This is a genomic window from Levilactobacillus yonginensis, assembly GCF_964065165.1.
GTDB lineage: Bacteria > Bacillota > Bacilli > Lactobacillales > Lactobacillaceae > Levilactobacillus > Levilactobacillus yonginensis_A.
The window spans coordinates 1-19,812 of record NZ_OZ061553.1; the positions used below are offsets into that span (position 1 = coordinate 1).

21 protein-coding genes and 2 pseudogenes are annotated in these 19,812 nt (G+C 44.5%); 13 read left to right on the forward strand and 10 right to left on the reverse strand.

From position 1 onward, the window contains the following. The 9 genes from AB3Y94_RS13325 to AB3Y94_RS13365 all read left to right on the forward strand — a co-directional run. A partial coding sequence (locus AB3Y94_RS13325) for a primase C-terminal domain-containing protein (RefSeq protein ID WP_367296621.1) occupies nucleotides 1-1,524 on the forward strand: 1,524 nt, incomplete at its 5' end. A 694-nt stretch (nucleotides 1,525-2,218) separates the two neighbouring features. Beyond that, on the forward strand, nucleotides 2,219-3,187 hold the full coding sequence (locus AB3Y94_RS13330; RefSeq protein WP_367296622.1) for a DUF3102 domain-containing protein: 969 nt from the start codon (nucleotides 2,219-2,221) through the stop codon (nucleotides 3,185-3,187). 37 nt (nucleotides 3,188-3,224) lie between these two features. After that, nucleotides 3,225-3,413 carry a hypothetical protein gene (locus AB3Y94_RS13335; RefSeq protein WP_042255311.1) on the forward strand — a complete coding sequence of 63 codons (189 nt, stop codon included), beginning with the start codon at nucleotides 3,225-3,227 and terminating at the stop codon, nucleotides 3,411-3,413. Next, nucleotides 3,410-4,051, forward strand: a complete 642-nt coding sequence (locus AB3Y94_RS13340; RefSeq protein WP_367296623.1) for a hypothetical protein — start codon at nucleotides 3,410-3,412, stop codon at nucleotides 4,049-4,051. The genes AB3Y94_RS13335 and AB3Y94_RS13340 overlap by 4 nt, the downstream gene beginning before the upstream one ends. Further along, a complete protein-coding gene (locus AB3Y94_RS13345; protein ID WP_251954323.1) occupies nucleotides 4,051-4,284 on the forward strand; it encodes a hypothetical protein in 234 nt (77 codons plus the stop codon). The genes AB3Y94_RS13340 and AB3Y94_RS13345 overlap by 1 nt, the downstream gene beginning before the upstream one ends. Before the next feature lie 2 nt (nucleotides 4,285-4,286). Further along, nucleotides 4,287-4,640, forward strand: a complete 354-nt coding sequence (locus AB3Y94_RS13350) for a hypothetical protein (protein ID WP_367296624.1) — start codon at nucleotides 4,287-4,289, stop codon at nucleotides 4,638-4,640. Continuing rightward, the gene (locus AB3Y94_RS13355; protein ID WP_367296625.1) at nucleotides 4,637-5,566 is read left to right on the forward strand and encodes a hypothetical protein; all 930 of its coding nucleotides are present in this window, start codon (nucleotides 4,637-4,639) and stop codon (nucleotides 5,564-5,566) included. The genes AB3Y94_RS13350 and AB3Y94_RS13355 overlap by 4 nt, the downstream gene beginning before the upstream one ends. 324 nt (nucleotides 5,567-5,890) lie before the next feature. Beyond that, the gene (locus tag AB3Y94_RS13360) at nucleotides 5,891-6,244 is read left to right on the forward strand and encodes a ribbon-helix-helix domain-containing protein (protein WP_367296626.1); all 354 of its coding nucleotides are present in this window, start codon (nucleotides 5,891-5,893) and stop codon (nucleotides 6,242-6,244) included. 190 nt (nucleotides 6,245-6,434) lie between these two features. After that, nucleotides 6,435-7,209, forward strand: a protein-coding gene (locus tag AB3Y94_RS13365; RefSeq protein ID WP_367296627.1) for an IS5-like element ISLpl3 family transposase whose coding sequence is annotated in 2 segments (ribosomal slippage) — nucleotides 6,435-6,763 and nucleotides 6,762-7,209 — 777 coding nt in all. Because the reading frame shifts where the segments join, the coding sequence is not laid out codon by codon here. Between the two features lie 14 nt (nucleotides 7,210-7,223). On the opposite strand, the pseudogene AB3Y94_RS13370 reads toward AB3Y94_RS13365, so the two are convergent. Next, nucleotides 7,224-7,652 (reverse strand): annotated as a pseudogene (locus AB3Y94_RS13370) (transposase); the annotation flags it as partial. A gap of 74 nt (nucleotides 7,653-7,726) precedes the next feature. Between AB3Y94_RS13370 and AB3Y94_RS13375 the strand changes: the two are divergent. Continuing rightward, complete coding sequence (locus AB3Y94_RS13375; protein WP_043737811.1) at nucleotides 7,727-8,407, forward strand: IS6-like element ISS1N family transposase; 681 nt, start codon at nucleotides 7,727-7,729, stop codon at nucleotides 8,405-8,407. A 195-nt stretch (nucleotides 8,408-8,602) separates the two neighbouring features. Beyond that, complete coding sequence (locus tag AB3Y94_RS13380) at nucleotides 8,603-9,943, forward strand: amino acid permease (protein ID WP_015825582.1); 1,341 nt, start codon at nucleotides 8,603-8,605, stop codon at nucleotides 9,941-9,943. 253 nt (nucleotides 9,944-10,196) lie between these two features. Here the strand turns inward: AB3Y94_RS13380 and AB3Y94_RS13385 are convergent. From AB3Y94_RS13385 to AB3Y94_RS13420, 8 genes and pseudogenes are all read right to left on the reverse strand, one after another. After that, nucleotides 10,197-11,425, reverse strand: a pseudogene (locus AB3Y94_RS13385) (ISL3 family transposase). A 129-nt stretch (nucleotides 11,426-11,554) separates the two neighbouring features. Continuing rightward, entirely contained in the window at nucleotides 11,555-11,950 is a 396-nt protein-coding gene (locus tag AB3Y94_RS13390; RefSeq protein WP_229566112.1) for a hypothetical protein, read from the reverse strand. Nucleotides 11,951-12,135: 185 nt separating this feature from the next. Then, nucleotides 12,136-12,693 (reverse strand): serine O-acetyltransferase EpsC, encoded by a 558-nt coding sequence (gene epsC / locus AB3Y94_RS13395; protein WP_003590051.1) that lies wholly within the window; start codon nucleotides 12,691-12,693, stop codon nucleotides 12,136-12,138. Next, nucleotides 12,659-13,843, reverse strand: coding sequence for a PLP-dependent aspartate aminotransferase family protein (locus AB3Y94_RS13400; RefSeq protein WP_367296628.1), 1,185 nt, complete (start codon nucleotides 13,841-13,843; stop codon nucleotides 12,659-12,661). Before AB3Y94_RS13400 ends, epsC begins: the two co-directional genes overlap by 35 nt. A 41-nt stretch (nucleotides 13,844-13,884) precedes the next feature. Beyond that, complete coding sequence (locus tag AB3Y94_RS13405; RefSeq protein WP_014919551.1) at nucleotides 13,885-14,796, reverse strand: PLP-dependent cysteine synthase family protein; 912 nt, start codon at nucleotides 14,794-14,796, stop codon at nucleotides 13,885-13,887. A 404-nt stretch (nucleotides 14,797-15,200) separates the two neighbouring features. Further along, a protein-coding gene (locus AB3Y94_RS13410) for an IS5-like element ISLpl3 family transposase (RefSeq protein ID WP_367296627.1) occupies nucleotides 15,201-15,975 on the reverse strand; the annotation gives its coding sequence in 2 pieces (ribosomal slippage) (nucleotides 15,201-15,648 and nucleotides 15,647-15,975; 777 coding nt in all). A gap of 42 nt (nucleotides 15,976-16,017) precedes the next feature. Continuing rightward, the gene (locus AB3Y94_RS13415; protein WP_367296629.1) at nucleotides 16,018-16,308 is read right to left on the reverse strand and encodes a hypothetical protein; all 291 of its coding nucleotides are present in this window, start codon (nucleotides 16,306-16,308) and stop codon (nucleotides 16,018-16,020) included. A gap of 19 nt (nucleotides 16,309-16,327) precedes the next feature. Continuing rightward, nucleotides 16,328-16,537, reverse strand: a complete 210-nt coding sequence (locus AB3Y94_RS13420; protein ID WP_021816943.1) for a hypothetical protein — start codon at nucleotides 16,535-16,537, stop codon at nucleotides 16,328-16,330. A 269-nt stretch (nucleotides 16,538-16,806) separates the two neighbouring features. Here AB3Y94_RS13420 and AB3Y94_RS13425 point away from each other — a divergent pair, with 269 nt between their 5' ends. Beyond that, nucleotides 16,807-16,986: a hypothetical protein gene (locus AB3Y94_RS13425; protein ID WP_203561815.1), complete on the forward strand. Its 180-nt coding sequence runs from the start codon at nucleotides 16,807-16,809 to the stop codon at nucleotides 16,984-16,986. A gap of 119 nt (nucleotides 16,987-17,105) precedes the next feature. Here the strand turns inward: AB3Y94_RS13425 and AB3Y94_RS13430 are convergent, their stop codons facing one another. Next, entirely contained in the window at nucleotides 17,106-18,158 is a 1,053-nt protein-coding gene (locus AB3Y94_RS13430) for an IS30 family transposase (protein ID WP_367296630.1), read from the reverse strand. A gap of 478 nt (nucleotides 18,159-18,636) precedes the next feature. On the opposite strand from AB3Y94_RS13430, the gene AB3Y94_RS13435 reads away from it, so the two are divergent. Further along, nucleotides 18,637-19,791: a cation:proton antiporter gene (locus AB3Y94_RS13435; RefSeq protein ID WP_137631916.1), complete on the forward strand. Its 1,155-nt coding sequence runs from the start codon at nucleotides 18,637-18,639 to the stop codon at nucleotides 19,789-19,791. Nucleotides 19,792-19,812: the final 21 nt, after the last annotated feature.

A 19,812-nucleotide genomic window follows, 5' to 3' on the forward strand; every position in this document is an offset into this window, starting at 1 on the left:
ATGTACGATTTAAAGACGGTTCAGGCTGCACAAAGACTGGTATTACACGATTCACTACATACATATAAAGTTAAAAATAGTAGTTTTAATATTGCCGGACAAGTGATGGAAACCCCTACAAAGAAGGGGGCCATTGCGCTCTTCAGCAGTAAGGATTCCATGCAAAAAGCCCATGGTGTGGTTATCACCTCTTTTGAAGGCCTGGAGGCCATTGCTGATCGGATGACTCACTGGACACCTAACACCTTTAACTGGCTGGGCTACACGCAGAACAGGGGGAGCGTTCGTGGTCACCGAGAAGCTAACTTAGCTCAGATTAATACCTTGGTCGTTGATATTGATTTTGCTGACGCGCAAGAACGCGATGCTCGGGAGCGGGAAGTTTTGGGTGCGGTCACGGTTGCCGACTTATTCATTCCCACGATGATTTTGCGGACTGCGAAGGGGTTCCATATCTACTACGTTTTTGATCAGCCTATGTTTTTACGGAAGAAGCGCGGCCAGTTTCCAGTTTTGAAAGCGGCCCAGAAAATGTCTAGTTTTGTGCGGCAGTGGATTCAACAACGGGTTACTGGGGTCGATGTGGGCTGCAATAATTTTGGCATTTTCCGAATTCCGCGTCAGGATAATCTGATTTTTTTTGATGCTAATATGTTGATCCAGGTGAGCGCTCTGATGAAGTGGTCACAGTATTATGCTGCTCAAGTTCCCGTCACGGACCAAATGGGAGATCAGGTGATTTCATTGTCTTCTGATGAGGGCCGTCAGGTTGATCAAGCTTGGTTTAAAGCCTTATTGAAAGTGACAACAGTCAAATCAGGTCAAGGTTTAGCCCGTCACAACACGGTTTTGACGTTAGCTTTAGCGATGTATCAGTCTAAAATTTCTCAGCAGCGTGCGAGAGACGTGCTTGACGTCTTTAATTCAAATTTACATGACCCATTGGTCGATCGCGAAGTTGTACAGTGCGTCAGAGACGCTTATTCAGGTGACTATCGAGGGGCCGCACTGAGTTATGTTCAAGGACTATTGGATCAATGGGTGCCTAATTTTTCAGGTAAAGTCGTTGTGGGGATTGGCTGGCATAAATTTGCTAAGCCACGTGCCGAACGGCAATACAGCCATGCCCATGAATGGCGTAACGATGTGCTTGCGTTGATTAATCGAATGGGTGGTTCTGCTGCTTCGGTAGCCATGTCAACGCGTCAAATTCAAGCTGAGTTAGGGATTTCTCCGGCGAGTTTGAATCGGGTTATGAAGCAATTACAAGCAACTTCGCAATTGAAGCAGGTCCAGCGTGGTAACCAGCCGACTTTATTGACGACGGTGACCATGTTATTTAAGTCGGCTATGGTGAGCCGTCAGGCTCAAAGTCAAGCGTGGACTGGGTATTTAACCACCCTAGTTCCTACTGTAGGACCAAATGGGTATGAGCCAACAGTTGGCACTTTAACTGAGATGCAAGCGGTGAGTGGTGATTCAGAGCCACCGTGGGAAATGGAGGCGAGGCGAAGGACGGGGTGAAAAGTGCTGCTATCAATTGCCATAGGTATATATCTAATATAGGCTTGTTGCTGTGTGAGGGTATTGCTACTTAGGGGTCTTGTGTGGGGACTCACAAAAATAGCTTGGCAAATTTTAGGAAGTGCGGTAAACTATAGTCAGCCAAAAGGGAACGTATGTTCTTGATATGGCAAACTTAATAGTTTTATTATTTTTTGTGTCAGTATTGTCTGACTGTGCTATTTTAAAGTTGTATAGTAAATAGCACAGTGCCTGTTGATTTATTTATCAGGGCACAAAAAAGAGGGACCAGCTCCCAAAGTCTTGTCAAGAACGCCAATTCTTGACAAGATGGCGAAGTTGGTGCCGCATAACGTGATCAGACACGTTAGCGACCGTTGCCCTCCTGACACAGCCTGGCACGTCTTGGAAACGATAGGCCATGCCAAAACCATTATATCATTGCTAGGTCGTTCTTACGATACTCTTATTTACGAATTCGAGAGAATACTGGTTGATGGTTAGTTTTAACGCGTGATTAACGGGTTAAGTGGGTTTGGTGGGTTCAATCAAAACAAGACAATACTGACGCTGTACTTAAGTCGGGGGGTCTCACGCTAGCGCGTGGGGCCCCTCTTTTTGTGTCCTGACAAGTAAATCAACGGCGCTTAGATAAATGGTTGTGGTTGTTGACTAGTTCAAGGAGGTAAAGGACATGGAGAATGCGGGAAGGCGTGATATTACGTCACAAGCTGAGGAAACGAGTGCAGTTGAGTTGAGCCATAATTTGACCACTGTGACGACGGAGATTAAGGCGTATCAATCAATTGGGGGCCAGGCAATTTTTGAAATTGGTCGGCGTTTGAAGTGGGTGAAAGAGAATGATTTGGCACATGGAGAGTACATGAAATGGCTTAAAGAATCAGTCAATATGAATCCGACTACAGCACAACGATTTGTAAAGATAGCATCTGAGCTTCCAAATCGGTACTCGAGTACTGATTTGGGTTGGAAAGCTCTTTATGAGATTGCGACTATGCCGCCTGAAGAGCGCGACAACCCCCAACAACTTGATTCGGGTGAAACTAAGAAGCCTGATGAGATGACGGTTCGCGAGTTACGGGAAACGAAGCGTAAATTGGCCGCGGCTTACTCTGAGAATATGGCGAATCAGACGTTGCTAACGCAAGCGGATAAGAAAGCTCAAAAGCTGCAAGCTCAAGTGACGAAGTTACAACAGCGTGATCCAGATATTAAACAAGTTGAGGTTGAACCAGCTGATTATCGAGATACGAAGGCTGATTTGAAAGCCGCTAATGAGAAGATTGCGGATTTACAAAAGTTGGTTGATGACGCTGTGGATGATCACAATCAACGGTTGGCTTATGAATTGGAATTGGAAAAAGCTAAGGCTGATCAGGAAGAAATTAAGGCTGATCTGAACGATCTTGAGGTCAAACGGCAAAATATGTTGAAACAGAATGCGCAAATACGCGAAGTTCAGAAGATGGTCAAGTCGATTAATGAACTCCTAGATAATTTTGCGATGCTGCGGAACCGCCTTGATACGACAATGTTGCCCGATGAGAGTTCGTTGGTTCAAGGGCTGACAGAAATGGCCGATAAGTTGATTGAAAATGGGCAAGTTTTACATGACGATTTGGCTCATCCATACCGTGGTTAAGGGCTTAATTCAGAAATCAGTGGAGGAGGAAAAGAACATGACATACGGCTTAATTGATATTGATGCGGGGACTCTTGTTGGTCAATTATTTGTGACTGAGGGTTTGGCTTTTCAGTGGTTGCGTCAGCACAAACTGGAAACCGGAGATCAAGATACTTATCGCATCGTGAGTTTGAAAGGGCAAGTGACGAGTATTTCACCACAATTATTGGAGGCATTGGCATGAGTGATTTGGAAAATAAGCCGGCAACTTGGGTGGTTGTGCAGCTGTTTAGTTTAGATCAGGCGGACGATCCAATGGTTTGTCGCGTGGTGTTAGATCGATCAGATCATTTATTGTCACGTGATGGGGTGTTGGTAGCTGTTCCGGGTGTCCCCGTGCTCTTGGCAGGGGTGGTGATTGATAGTGCCTCTAATGACCAAATTAACAAGGTGAAAGGACAAATTAAGGCAACTGAGTTACCCATTATTGTGCAGCGAATTCCATTGGCTTTATCAAAAGTTCGGTTACGGGTAGCTGAAGGGTTACGGTATTTGATTCGAGACGTGGGAACAGTTCCCCACGTTGACCGTCGGGTCAATCGACTGGAATTAACCGGAACGGTGGTCACAAAACCAATTTTTGAACCTAAGAATAAAGCCCGATTTACGGCCAGATTTGACTTACAGATTGGGACTCAAAAACAGGTCGTTTGTTTGATTCACGGCCAATTAAATGAGCCGCTCTATCGGACAGTTAACGCCCTTGAATCTGGGCAGACGGTAGGCATAACGGGTCATCTTGGTAGTCATCAAGGCAGTCTGGTAGTGGTGATTTCGCAGTTGGATGTGTTAGCGACGGGGCTAACCTCGGAGGTGGACTAATGGCAGTTAATCAGTCAGGAGACAAGTTTGTTACTCTCGAAAAGCTACCAGATCGATCTCATTTTCAACGGCGACGGGGGGGACGAACAACGAGAAAATTACCCTCTACAACCACATTCGATCAAACCCGTAAGCACTTTGGTTGGTTTTGGGACGGAGTGGCTGATCAAATTTTGATTTTGATTATTCTAATGGTGTTGGTAGAAGTGGTCCATACAGTAATGGAGAAGTGAGCATGAAAAAAAGCAGATTAAAGCGCTGGCAAGTCGTGACGTTGATTGCAGGTAGTGTAATCGTGATGGGATTTTTGACGGGGATTTTGGTGAGAAATCGAGTGGAGAATAAAGAGTATGTTGAATCGTCACCCGTTACCATTCAACGCACGTTATCGCGTAAGACCAGTCGAAGAATTGTGTTGTTATTTTATCGGCCGGGTTGTCGTTATTGTCAGCAAATTAAGCGTCAGGTAAACCGCAATGAGGCCCAAGTGAAGTCAAGTAGGCAGAAAGAAACGGGTGTTTTTTTGAAAGTTCGAACGACTAATCCAGCCAAAATTGATCAATTGATGTTAAGAGGTGACGCTAAATGAGGCGACTAAAAGAGCTGTGGTTCTGGTGGCGTGAATCAGCACGTCGTCGCAGGATTATTGGTTTGGGCCTTTTTATATTGATCTGTGGGGGGTTACTCGGCAGTATCAAGTTTGCACCAACGTTTGCCAATGTTGATGAGACACCATTGAATTCCGCGGTTAGTTTTTCGACTTCAAATACTGGTGATAGTGATGATAGTAGTGGCCCTGGTGTTGCACTGACAGCGCGTCAATATAGTTCGAAAACGCAGCGCTTAGTGATGCAATTTCATATTACGGGGGACAATGACGATGCCACAGAGGCTTCAATATTACCTAGTGATTTAGATTGGTATATTAAAACGGTGGGACAAGAAAGTGCCAGTTATCAAGTGGTGCCAACGACCACGAATCATTATGTTTTGATTGTCGACCATCTGGATGATAACTTCGGTGCCATTCAAATTACGGTGGAGAATCGAGATAAAACGGTGGGCGCTAATGGTAAGATCACCAAGGGTGGATCAGCGCAGTTAGTGCTAAAAAATCATCCAAGTTTGGACAATCATAACTTAGAGAAGTTGAGCGCTAAGCAGTATGCGATAACGGCAATCAACAAAGAAATTGAAAAGCAACAACAAAAAATCAAGCAAAATAAACAAGTGATTCAAGTCGCTCAAGCCGCCATTAAAACCGATAATCAAAAGATCACCATGCGACAAAAGGACTTAAAATATGAAACAGATTCACAGCGGCAAGACACGTTGAGCGGCATTTCAGATATTCGTAGTGACCAGGATACGCAACGGACGAATATTAGTGAAGCCCAAAAAGATATTGAAAAACGGCAAACTGAAATTGCCTATATGCAGAAGAAACAAACGGCAATTAATGACGGTAGTTACCAGCTACCAAAACCCGGAAAGACTCAGATTTATCAGAAGTAAGTGCCTCTTTTTTTAATTTTGTCGGGTGATTTTTTGATTTGTCGGTGTTAGTCAGTTTCCAATTTAGGTTACTTTTTTGTTAGTCAGTTTCCAATTTAAGGACAAAAAGCATATTTAGTTTCCAATAATGAGCAATCGCAGCAAGCCCGCTGAGCGCCGACACTGTCGGCCTAGCACCGTAGGTGCTAGCAGCTCCCCTTATCCTGTTGTCTTTTTGAACCGGGGGTTGAGTGGGTTCTGACAGATGTAGAAAGTTGGATTAAAAATTGAGTCGTTTGCCAGCTTAAAATAGCGGCACATTTCATATCGAAAGGAGCGGGTTAAATGAGTCAGCAAACACCACTTTACATTCGCGGATTAACAGAAAAAGAGTTAGCGGATCTCCAAAGTTTTGCGAAGGAACGGGGGTATGCAGATCGGTCAGCGTATTGTCGACAGTTGTTGCGTGACGCGTTACAACAAGAATATGTTGAAAGCTATGCGGCACCGTTAGAAAAATCGATGCAGGATCAGCGAGAAGCGGAGTTAAAAATGTTAATGGCTTTTAGAACCTATGCCGAAACCAATAACGAAGCAGTGGCGAGCAATGGAAAACTAGCCGAAAAAGTTTCACGCTTATTGGTAGATTGTAAAATTAATCCGAACGCTGTTCGGACAAAAAAGATCAGCTTCCTATAAAATGATGTTTACCACAAACACATCTTTTAGGAGCTGATCTTTTGGGAAGTTTGTCAAATGGTGTTGAAGGATAGTTTCTATCCTTTGGAGATCTCCTCGTGTGGGAGATCTTTTTTGTTGTTTTATTAGGGACTGTCTGAAAACTTAAAATTCAGGTACAATCTGAGGAAAAACGAATCGAGGCATTCCGATGACAACACCTAAACGATACGAACTGGAAGATGCTCAGTGGGACCGAATCAAAGGATACTTCCCGCCATACCGGACTGGCCGTCCATCAAGCCTAGACAACCGTACCGCCCTCAACGCTATCCTCTGGCTCATGCGCAGCGGGGCTCCTTGGCGTGATCTACCTGAACGCTATGGCTCTTGGAAAACGGTGTATAGTCGCTTCCGAGCCTGGGTAAGTTCAGGCTTGTTCGAACAGGTTTTTCTCGAATTGATTGACGATCCCGACATGGAAAACTTGAGCTTAGATTCAACGATCGTTCGAGCGCATCAAAAGGCCACTGGGGCAAAAAAACGCCGAATGTATGGTCGAAAATCAAGCTATTGGACTAAGTCGAGGTGGCCGAACGACCAAGATTCACGCACTCGTTGACGGATTAGGGAATCCCTTGGGTTTTCGCCTAACAGGTGGTCAAGTACATGATAGCCAAGTTGCCAGTGAGTTGCTGGAAGGCTTCGATATTTCTCAATCAAATATTATCGCGGATAAAGCCTATAGCACCGCGAAACTTCGCCAGTATATTGAAGATAAAGCAGGCGTCTATACCATTCCGCCAAAGGAAAATACCAAAGACAAGTGGACCTGTGATTACCACGTTTATTGTGAGCGCCATTTGATTGAGAACTTCTTCAATCAGTTGAAGAACTTTCGTAGGATTGCAACGCGTTATGATAAGCTCGCTCATGTTTATCTGGCTACGGTCTACATTGCCTCAATTTGCATCTTACTTAAGTAGTTTTCAGACGGACCCTAGGCAATCAGCTGGTAGACGCGTGTGAACATATTGGCCTGATTGGAGAAGCCATAACAAGCACGTTTGAGCTCCTTGATCTTACGGTTGATGCCCTCTATCGGTCCGTTAGAGTAGGACGATTTGGCGGCGTTAATTACGCCATTAAGATTCTTTCGTAGGGTATGCATGGCCGTATCTAGGGGCGTGCCGTTAGGCTGATAGTTAGTGATGATATTCTTGAGTTCATCAGCGTGACGCCCCATCAAAGCATCGTGGAGATCGATGTAGGTTTCATAAGCTGTTTTGAAGGCCGGAAACGTATCGGTTCCAATATCAATAGCGTTCTGTTCGGTCGAGTACTCATTCAGGCCGAAGAGGTAGCGGCTCTTTTGTGCGTCAGGGTTGGCCTTGTGGAATAGGCGCCATAGTGATTTCAGTACTTTATATGGTTCTGTTGCAAAGTTTTCCAAAAAATCTATTTTAGTGTAAAATTGAGAAAAAAGACAGAGAGGACAGAGTAATGAATCATTTTAAAGGCAAACAATTCAAAAAAGACGTCATTATTGTCGCTGTTGGTTACTACCTGCGTTACAATCTAAGCTATCGTGAAGTTCAGGAATTGTTATATGATCGTGGAATAAATGTTTGTCATACTACGATTTATCGTTGGGTGCAAGAGTACAGCAAAGTCCTCTATTATCTTTGGAAGAAGAAAAATAGACAATCCTTCTATTCATGGAAAATGGACGAAACCTATATCAAAATTAAGGGACGTTGGCATTATCTTTATCGTGCAATTGATGCGGACGGCTTAACCTTAGATATCTGGTTACGAAAGAAACGGGATACGCAAGCAGCCTATGCTTTCTTAAAACGACTCCATAAACAGTTTGGTGAGCCGAAAGCAATTGTGACCGATAAAGCACCTTCTCTTGGCTCCGCCTTTAGAAAGTTACAGAGTGTGGGTTTATATACTAAGACAGAGCACCGAACTGTGAAGTATCTTAACAATTTAATAGAACAAGACCATCGACCTATTAAACGACGAAATAAATTTTATCAAAGTCTCCGTACAGCCTCTTCCACGATTAAGGGCATGGAGACCCTTCGAGGAATATATAAAAAGAACCGAAGAAATGGAACGCTCTTCGGCTTTTCGGTGTCTACTGAAATCAAGGTATTAATGGGAATAACAGCCTAAGATATTTGGAGTTCAGAGAGGGCGCGTTTGATTTTCAAACTTCGCATCAGAACCATTAAAACCCGTTTTTTACGGTTTCCTTCGGTGGCAAAAGTTGCACGGTGGATTATTTTATCATAAAATGAATGAACGTGAAAAAATCTGTATTTTTATGAAAATTATTATCAAATTGGATTAAAGGAAAGTTGAGGTCATATGGAAAATCAGCAACTTGCCCGTAAACTAAAACGCCGTCACGTGCAGATGATTGCGCTTGGTGGCGCGATTGGAACCGGGCTCTTTTTAGGATCCGGTTCAGCAATCAAACAGGCGGGGCCGTCGATCTTGTTGGCTTATGCCATTGGCGGTTTCTTCTGTTACTTGATGATGCGAGCACTGGGCGAGCTATTATTGTCGGATACGCGCTTACATTCGTTTCTAGAATTCATTAATCGATATTTAGGTAAACGTTTCGAGTTTGCCATTGGGTGGACCTATTGGCTCTGCTGGATCAGTTTAGCTATGGCTGACTTGACTGCGAGTGGTATCTACATTCGTTACTGGTTTCCGTGGATCCCGCAGTGGGTGACACCCTTAATAATTATTTTGATTTTATTAGTATTCAATATGCTCTCCGTCAGTGCGTTTGGCGAACTAGAATATTGGTTTTCGATGATTAAAGTGGTGGCTATCATTGCTTTGATCGTGACGGGGGCTATCTTGATTGGTTCATCGGCCCATGTCGGTGGGCAAACGGTCTCGGTGACAAATTTGGTCAGTCACGGAGGCTTCTTCCCAACAGGTGTCCAGGGCTTCTTGATGTCGTTTTCGCTCGTTATCTTTGCGTTTACGGGCATCGAAATGGTTGGAATTACAGCTGGGGAAGCCGAAAACCCAGAAAAAGAATTACCACGGGCCATCAATAGCTTACCTATTCGAATCTCATTCTTCTACGTGGGCGCTTTATTCGTGATCATGGCAATTTATCCTTGGGATCAGATCACGACCAGTCAGTCACCCTTTGTGCAAGTTTTCAGCGACGTTGGGATCAAAGCCGCGGCCAGCATTATCAACTTCGTGGTTCTGACCGCGGCGCTCTCGGCTTGTAATAGTGCCATCTTCAGTACGAGTCGAACACTATTTACACTTGCGCACGGTGACAACGCGCCGAAATGGATGGGAAAGGTCAATCGTTACAACGTTCCCGCCCGCTCATTGTTATTCTCATCATTGATCTTACTGGTGATCGTGGCGTTGAATTACGTGATTCCAAGTACCGTCTTCACGTTGATCTCTAACGTGGCAACGACCAACTTCATCATTGTTTGGTGTGCCTTGTTGGTGTGCCATTACGTTTACAAACGAACCACTGACAGTACGCATAATCCGTTTAAACTGCCACTGTTCCCTGTTTCCAACATCGCGACCTTGGCCTTCTTTATCGCGGTGACGGTCGTCTTGTGCTTTGATCAAGTCAACCGTTGGGCAGTCATCGGTTCAGTCGTTTGGTTCGTCATTTTATTAGTCATCGAACGAAGTATGCATCGCACCGTTTAAAAACGATAATTGTAATCACCGGTCATCAGTCTTGGTAAACCCAATTAGTTTACCAGCTAATGGCCGGCGATTTTTGTGGAAGTTTGTCAAATGGTGTTGAAGGATAGTTTCTATCCTTTGGAGATCTCCTCGTGTGGGAGATCTTTTTTGTTGTTTTATTAGTTGCGGCGTTTAATCTGGTGTGTTGTCTGAATATCGTACTTGAAGGCATAACAAATAAGCCTACCATCGTGACGTTATTGTGGTAGATAATCTAGGCAATCAGCTGGTAGACGCGTGTGAACATATTGGCCTGATTGGAGAAGCCATAACAAGCACGTTTGAGCTCCTTGATCTTACGGTTGATGCCCTCTATCGGTCCGTTAGAGTAGGACGATTTGGCGGCGTTAATTACTCCATTAAGATTCTTTCGTAGGGTATGCATGGGTATCTAGGGGCGTGCCGTTAGGCTGATAGTTAGTGATGATATTCTTGAGTTCATCAGCGTGACGCCCCATCAAAGCATCGTGGAGATCGATGTAGGTTTCATAAGCTGTTTTGAAGGCCGGAAACGTATCGGTTCCAATATCAATAGCGTTCTGTTCGGTCGAGCAGGCCGAAGAGGTAGCGGCTCTTTTGTGCGTCAGGGTTGGCCTTGTGGAATAGGCGCCATAGTGATTTCAGTACTTTATATTCCCGCGAATGCTTGTCGAGTTGCTTTAAACATTGAGTGCGAATGGTATCCATCGTCCGGCCCATTAATTGAATAATGTGGAACCGATCAATAATGAGTTCGGCGTTAGGGAATAGTTCGTGCACGAATGCCTGATAGGAGGCGTTCATGTCCATGATGACGCGTTGAACCGCGGCCCGTTCTGCGGTGCTGTACTGACTAAGAAAGAACTGTTTGATGGTTCTATTAAGGCGGTCGCTAAGTACTTTAACTGATTTGTGAGTGTCGGCGTCAATGCAAATAAACGACGTGGAGCCGTGCGTGGAACGGAATTCATCAAAGCATAGATTAATCGGTAACCGGCGGCTCGCGTGTGGATGAATATTAGCCGTCAAAATACGCTGAACTGAGTTTGTCGAAATACCGGTGAGACTGGCGATAGTCTTAGCCGGGAGTGATTTACTGGCTAGCTTCAGCACATGAGTCGCTAGTCCGTGACCGATGGCGTGGTTGGTTGATACCACTGGAGTGGTGGCCGTACAAGTGCTATGGCAGTTACTACAACGCCAGCGTTGCTTGTTTAGCTCTAGAATTACGGGCCGGTCCATGGGTCCTGCAATGTGGACATGAGTGAGCTTGTGTCCGTTAGGGTGCAACGTATTGTATCCACAGCTGGGACAGCGCCTGAGTGTGTAGGTAAGCTCTGCCTGGATGACCAAATACTTTTTGCGACCCGAGCCCCGACCATGAAATTCCTCACGAGTACCGAACACCTGAATGTTTGTGTCTGTAATTCCCAGTAATTTAAGTGTATTATCTAGTTGAGACATCTATTCCTACCCCGCTTATCTTGAGTTTCGTCGCTTAAAGCATAGCACTAGGGAGGCTTAGATGCCTTTTTTGTTATCAAAAAGGGCCTAGTACTTTTGGAATGGAAATACTTTCCAACACCAAAAATTCTAGACCCGTAATTCGGTTTGGGTGGCGTACTCACGGGAAAAGAGTGTATCGTCAATGATCAATGCTAACCGCCGCCGGCGGTCAATAAACGGTCGTAAATGCTTGATTAAATGACTCCCAACTTGACAAATCAAGCGTTGCCAATTGATCCGGCCATCGTTCAAATTATTTCTGACGGTGCGACTGGTAAAGTTAGGTGTTTCATGGGCTCGATAAAGCGAGCGTCCCAGGAACTTTGTCGTGAGCAGCCATTCAATGACCTTCATCAAGCTGATTTCTGAATTCCGGCGATAATTCACCAACTTGGTGAGTTTAGATAGACCAATGAGGGAAGTAAATTGATGAACAATATTGTGAAGCTCGTTTTCTGTATTTTTTTGTCTTATAATATTCATGACGTAAGTCTTCTTTGTATCTTGGTTTTGGTCGACTAAAGTATACAACGCAGGAGAGCTTGCGTTTATTTTTTTGCCAAAAAAGCCAATAACCACACGCCTTTGGCGTGATTATTAGCTTTCAAGTTTCAGTAACTATGTAAAAGGTCATTGGCAATTTGGTTGTCAATGACCTTTTATCGTCCTTATTTTGATCTTGTTACCTGATGATTAAAGGAAACGGAAACGACTTTTGAAATCGGATGTGGGGCAATCGTAGCCGGATTGCCAACGACGGTCAAATGGCTAGGAACATTTACCAGCACAACGGCACCGGCGCCAACCTTGCTGTATGGCCCAATCTCGATTGGCCCCAGTATCTGGGCATTGGCGCCAATGAAAGCACCCTTTCTGACGTGAGGGTGGCGCCGGCCCTTATCCGTCATACGCCGCGTGCCAAATGTCACACCATGAAGAATGGTGACGTCGTCTTCGATGATGGCGGTTGCGCCAATAACAGTTCCCACCCCGTGATCGATGAAAACGCGTTTGCCGATGGTTGCTTCGGGGGCAATTGTAATTCCAGTAACTTTAGCGGCGTGTTGGCTAATTAAGCCAGCTATGACGAATCGTTGATGACTGGCAAAGAAGTGAGCAATCCGATACCAGAACAGTGCCCGAACCCCGGGATACGTTAGAATCACCTGAAGCAGACTATGAGCGGCCGGATCACGCTTGAGAATGGACCTTGCTGTTTGAAACATCTTGATGGCTCCCCTTTAGTTGATCGAATCCACGTTCCAGGTCGGCTAATAGGTCTTTTTGATCCTCAACGCCGACTGACAGGCGGATTAGTTCGTCCTTGATGCCGTTTTTAAGCCGGATGTCACGGGGGATTGAACCGTGAGTCATCAAGGCTGGAATTTCGATGAGACTTTCAAGAGCGCCCAGACTTTCGGCCAGGGTGATAACTTGAAGTTGTTCGACAAATTGTTTGGGATCCAGACCGGCTTGTAATTCGAACGAGATCATTGCGCCAAATCCGTGCATCTGTTTCTGAGAAACTTCGTAATCCGGATTGTTAGGATCGCCAGGATAGTAAATTTTGCTGACCAGCGGCTGATTTTTCAAATAATTGAAGATTGCTTCCGCATTGGCCAAATGAGCCCGCATTCTAAGTGAGAGGGTCTTCATTCCCCGTTGCAATAACCAGCTCTCCTGGGGTGCCAAGATGCCGCCGATGGCATTTTGCAGGTACCCAATTTTTTCGCCAAGGGCTTGATCCTTAGTGACTACCAGGCCGGCAACCAGATCACTATGGCCACCAAGGTACTTAGAAGCACTGTGCAAAACGATATCCACGCCAAGGTCTAAGGGCCGTTGAACGTATGGCGATGAGAAAGTGTTGTCGATAATGCTTAAAATACCACGGTCCTTAGCAATTTTAGCGACGGCAGCGATATCGGTTACCCGCAGCAGTGGATTGGTCGGGGTTTCCAAATAAATGGCCTTTGTGGCGGGGGTGATGGCGGCTTTAACGGCTTGCAGGTCGCGGGTATCAACGACGGTAAACGTCATGCCGAATCGTTTTAAAACCGCGTCAATCAAGCGGAAAGTCCCACCGTAGACGTCATTGCCAATGACGAAATGATCGCCGGCAGAAAATAGTGAGAACACCGTATCGATGGCCGCCGAACCGGAAGCAAACGCAAAGCCAGCGGTGCCGTCTTCCAAATCGGCAATTAATTTTTCAACCGCTTCCCGGGTGGGGTTACCCGAACGGGAATATTCGTATTCGTTTTCACCAATCTTCTGTTGATGAAAGGTGGATGCCATATAGATTGGGACTGATGTTGCGCCTGTGTATTTGTCTTCGCTGATGCCACCGTGAATTAATTTTGTATCAAATTCCATAATCATTGACCTCACTTTTTTAGTTGTTAGATTTAAGTTGATTAGTTGTAAATGTTTTCACTCATGTAACGCTCGCTGCTGTCTGGAAAAACCGTGACGATTGAACTGTTTTCTGGCAATTCATTGGCTACTTTAAGACTAGCTGCTAACGCGGCCCCGCTGGAACTGCCAATGAAGAGCCCTTGTGTTTTGGCCATTTGTTTAACCTGATCAAACGCGTCGTTGTCAGAAATGGTGAGGGTTTCATCAATTTGGACGTCTTTGAAGAAGGGCGGAATAAATTCGACACCAATCCCTTCCGTTTTGTGGGGATGAGCCGGGCCACCATTTAGAATGGAGCCTTCGGGTTCAACGACGACGGTCCGGGTTGCTGAATTCTGTTCTTTCAGATATCGGGCGATGCCGGCAAATGTCCCGCCACTGCCCGCGCCAGCAACGAACGCGTTAATTTGAGCAGGGACGTCTGCTACTAACTCCGGCGCCAAGGTGTGGTAATAAGTCGCCGGATTAGCCGGATTTTCAAACTGCATCGGCACAAAACTGTTTGGGGTCTTCGCTGCCAACTCGCGCGCTTTTTGGATGGCGCCTTTGATTCCTTGGTCGCTCGGCGTGTTGATGAGAGTCGCCCCGAGAGCCTTCATCAGCTGTTGTTTTTCAAAACTAAACTTTTCAGGGACGACGAGGATAGTTGGCAAGCGGTGCTGTTGGGCGGCCAGGGCCACCCCAATGCCGGTATTGCCGGCGGTGGGTTCAATAATGGTGGTTTTTCCTTCAGTCACTTTACCGTGGTCGATGGCGTCTTGAATCATGTACTGACCCAAGCGGTCCTTGATGCTGCCGCCGGGATTAAACATTTCAAGTTTGGCGTAAATATGACTGTGGTGAGGAACGTTAATTTGTAGGTCGATCATCGGGGTATGGCCGATGAGTTGGGAAACGGATTGAATAAGCATGGTAAGATCCTTTCTGAATAGTTGTTTTAACTGTTAGACTGCGATTCAGGAAAGATGATCTTTGGCGATGTTAAATGGCCGGTTGGCTGCAGTGAATAGAAAAAGGGCGCGAAACTCTGAAAAATCAGAATTCTCGCGCCCTTAGTTCAATTCCAGCCAAGTGGACATTGAACTTCTTTAAGGTCATTATTCCTCAAAAAATGTCAATGCTAACAGGCCGAACATCGCCAAAAACGCGTTGTTCGACAGCAACAATTAATCGCACTAAACATTGATTGAGTCATAGTGACACCTCCGAAATTTTTTGTTGCCATAAATATACATAATCCCAGTGGAAGTGTCAAGGATTTTTAAGAAATAAAATTATAAATTGCTGGGAAATTTTATTAGGGTCCGTCTGAAAACTACTTAAGTAAGATGCAAATTGAGGCAATGTAGACCGTAGCCAGATAAACATGAGCGAGCTTATCATAACGCGTTGCAATCCTACGAAAGTTCTTCAACTGATTGAAGAAGTTCTCAATCAAATGGCGCTCACAATAAACGTGGTAATCACAGGTCCACTTGTCTTTGGTATTTTCCTTTGGCGGAATGGTATAGACGCCTGCTTTATCTTCAATATACTGGCGAAGTTTCGCGGTGCTATAGGCTTTATCCGCGATAATATTTGATTGAGAAATATCGAAGCCTTCCAGCAACTCACTGGCAACTTGGCTATCATGTACTTGACCACCTGTTAGGCGAAAACCCAAGGGATTCCCTAATCCGTCAACGAGTGCGTGAATCTTGGTCGTTCGGCCACCTCGACTTAGTCCAATAGCTTGATTTTCGACCATACATTCGGCGTTTTTTTGCCCCAGTGGCCTTTTGATGCGCTCGAACGATCGTTGAATCTAAGCTCAAGTTTTCCATGTCGGGATCGTCAATCAATTCGAGAAAAACCTGTTCGAACAAGCCTGAACTTACCCAGGCTCGGAAGCGACTATACACCGTTTTCCAAGAGCCATAGCGTTCAGGTAGATCACGCCAAGGAGCCCCGCTGCGCATGAGCCAGAGGATAGCGTTGAGGGCGGTACGGTTGTCTAGGCTTGATGGACGGCCAGTCCGGTATGGCGGGAAGTATCCTTTGATTCGGTCCCACTGAGCATCTTCCAGTTCGTATCGTTTAGGTGTTGTCATCGGAATGCCTCGATTCGTTTTTCCTCAGATTGTACCTGAATTTTAAGTTTTCAGACAGTCCCTAGGTTGATCGTTTTTTAATTTATCCGGTTTATGGGCGTTAACATAGTCAGCAAATATGTTTAAAAGCTCTTCGGTTTGTTCGACCGAGAGGTTATCAGCTTGAAAGTATTTTTCTAGCAAAGCCCCTTTTTGAATTAATCGGCGAGAACGGGCTTTGCGGGCTTGCCGATTTTCATAGTATTTAGATTGCCGTAATTTAAAATCTTCCCGCTCAATTTTTTGTTTTAAACGCGCTTGTTGCTCAACTAGTTTTTCATATTGATTAGGCATAGTCATTACCACCTAACTATTATCGGTTATTTTGAGCTTGATTTAAAAAGGCGGCAACTTTTTTAGCAATCATTTTAATCTGTGGAGTAGTAAGTGTCCCATAATCCAAATTGGCTGATCTAATGATTTGCTTACCGAGATTTTGTTCAATTTTATTTTTTTCAGCTTTAATCTTTTGATTAAGCTGTTTTAATTTGGCTTCTTGTTTTTCTAAGTTACTTTGAGACATAATGATCCCTCCAATCGTATTAAAAATAATCACCGACACTATATCATACAGAGAACGTTAAATCAAAGGATAGAAGTTGAAATAGCGAAGCGGAAGGCATACACTATAAGTAAATTTAGGGGAATCAGCAGGACGAGTGAAACGAGGTCAATGCGCACTTATACATAGAATGAATTCTATGTTGTGCTAACCCCAAAATCCTGTATTAGAAGTCGCCGATGGCGACAACAAAGTCAAGCCCATAGAATCAAAGTAAAGAGGTGACTAACATGGCAATATTTATATCAGGTTTAACCCCTATAATCGCCGCTATCCATAAAATTAAAGATAATAAAGCTAATATAGTTGATATTTTAACTATCTTTACCCAAAATCCATCTATCTCATTATTAGTTACTCTATCAAATAATACAAATAGTAGTAATAAAAAAACACTAAAAATTTTATAATTTCAATTTTTCCAATCATTTCTCTACGCAAATTGCAAGAACAAGTTAGTCACTAGGACCAAATACTAATACCAAGGGATTCTCAGGGCTTGGAATTGGGTGTGATCATTGGGCTGAGCTTAGCCGCAGGCAGCAGCGAAGCACTCGGCAGGTGACCGGTAGCCGAGTTGGCGACGAGGCATGTTGTTCAGCTTGTCAGCGGTCTTAGCGACATCAGCTGGACTAACAGCATCGAGCGACTCGCCCTTAGGGAAGTCGCGGCGAACCATGCGGTTGTGGACTTCATTAGTACCACGTTCACTGGAAGTATACGGATGCGTAAAGTAGACCGGTGCGACTGACGCCATCACTTGAGAAAGGGTCGCAAACTCTGGGCCGTTGTCCGCAGTCACTGACTGGATAATGTCTCCGTATTCAGCGATGATTGCTTTCATGATGTAGGCTACGGAATCGGCGTCACGGCCGTCAATCAGTCGGATAATCTGGAAGCGGGTTTGACGCTCAATCAGGGTCATAATGACGCTCTCTTGGCCATCGCGCTTACCGACAATAGTATCAATCTCAAAGTGGCCAAATTCTTCACGTGTCGCCACTTCAGCGGGCCGTTTTTCAATGCTTAACCCCAGCTGACGGCTGTTTTTATGAGGAGCGCGCTTGGGTAGTCGGCGACTCATCTTCTCAGCGAGATCCAAGTTACAGACCTCTAAGAGTTGTTCGTCGATGTACTTATACAACGTCTTGGTGCAGACCATCTCGTCAGGACGAAAGAGTCCCAGCGCTTTGGCTCGCCCCACAGCAACATCTGGTGCCCAGCTATCAGTCTTAAAGTGCTCAACAAAGAACGCTAAGAAGGCTAGAACCTGGTAGAACTTACAAGGACGATGACAGGCCTTACGCTTCTCGTGATACCGCCGTTCAGCGAGCTCTGCCACATAGATTTCATAGAACTTCTCCTTACCATTAACCAGCTGTTTATTGGTCACTAAGCCCCGCTTGATCTCGTTGTTTATGGTCTGCGCACTAACTCCAATCAGCTCAGCAATCTTACGACGAGAGTACCTGTCGTGATTGAAGAGGACCTCAATGTTTCCCCGCTCCTTCAAAGTTAGGTGGTGACCCTTGGGACGATTCATGGTAAGCTGTTCTTGCATCAAGACGAAGACCTCTTTCATTGTTTGTGTAGGAACTCCAATGATACTTGAAATCTACGTCTTGGTGTATTTATTTTGTCCTAAATTCTAAGTGGCTAACTTGATTATAAAATTCGCCACACAGAATTAAGCGAGAATACCAGAGATAAGGTAAATAAGTATTCAATTAATTGAACTTGCCACCCCCGTATATTAGTTGTCTTTTTAGCTCGGTTATGTATCCAGCATGATTTATAGCTGGAGAAAACGATCCAGATATTTAAAATAGATAAAGAAAATTCAGAAATCACTTTTAAAGTTGGCGGTGTCTGTGTTTCGAATAAGTAACTAAATGTGACAACTTATCGTTACTTGAATATTTTTGATTAGTTTGCTAGCATATAAGAAGTATTATTAAAACATGAATAAATAAATCAGTTGACGTAAGCTCAAGGTGTTCTCTTTCAGGGGTGTGTAAGAGGTATCTGGGTTTACGTTTTTTGTATGAGGAGGTTTTTGTTTGGAATTTTTAGGTACCTTGGTGATCATCTTGATTACAACTAGTCTATTTGGCCATCTAGCCTCTAGGGTTGGTATCCCAGCAGTGATCGGTCAATTATTTGTTGGAATTATTCTTGGCCCTGTGTTGTTGAATTGGGTTCACGCCAATGATTTCATCCATATTTTTTCAGAGATTGGGGTTATCATCTTAATGTTTATCGCCGGACTTGAGAGTGATCTTACATTGCTTAAAAAATATTTGCGTCCTAGCATAATTGTCGCGTTGTTAGGAGTTTTGATTCCGATGGTACTGATCTATCCAGTTGGTATTGTTTTTGGCTTGACACAATTTGAAAGCTTGTTTTTGAGCGTTATTTTTGCCGCAACGTCGGTTTCAATTTCAGTTGCTGTCATGAAAGAACTAAATTTACTTGATAGTAAGAGCGGTTCAACAGTCCTCGGTGCCGCGGTGGTTGACGATGTGCTAGCTGTCGTTTTACTTAGCATTATGGTCAGTTTAATAGGTACAAAGGCTGGTACGGATACCCAGATACCGCTAGCTCTGACTTTTTTAGAGCAGCTAATTTACTTTGCCGCAATTTATTTCGTGATGCGTTTTATCGCCCCTCTCCTCGCTAGACTAGGCACCAAATTATTGAATCCAGTGGGACCTACTATAATGGCGATGATTTTGTGTTTTGGTATGGCATATATTGCAGATCTGATTGGACTGAGTGCAGTGATTGGGGCCTTTTTTGCAGGAATTGCGATTGCACAAACTCATGTAGCTCATGAAGTTGATCAAAGTATCGAACCAATCGGTTATGCGATTTTCATTCCTGTATTCTTCGTTTCAATTGGTTTAAATATGTCACTAGCTGGCATAGAACACGATTTGTTATTAATTATCGTATTGACGATTGTGGCAACACTGACAAAACTATTAGGAGCGGGAAGTGGGGCTAAATGGGCCGGATTCAGTTCGAATGAAGCTTACCTCGTTGGTGCGGGGATGGTCTCGCGTGGGGAAATGGCCTTGATTATCGCTCAAATAGGCTACCAATCCAAACTAATCAGTGATGATTACTATTCGGCAATTATCACTGCCATTATCCTAACAACGTTATTAGCACCATTACTACTCAAACATGCGGCTCGTCATATAAACTACTAAAACATCTTAGCGGTATGACAC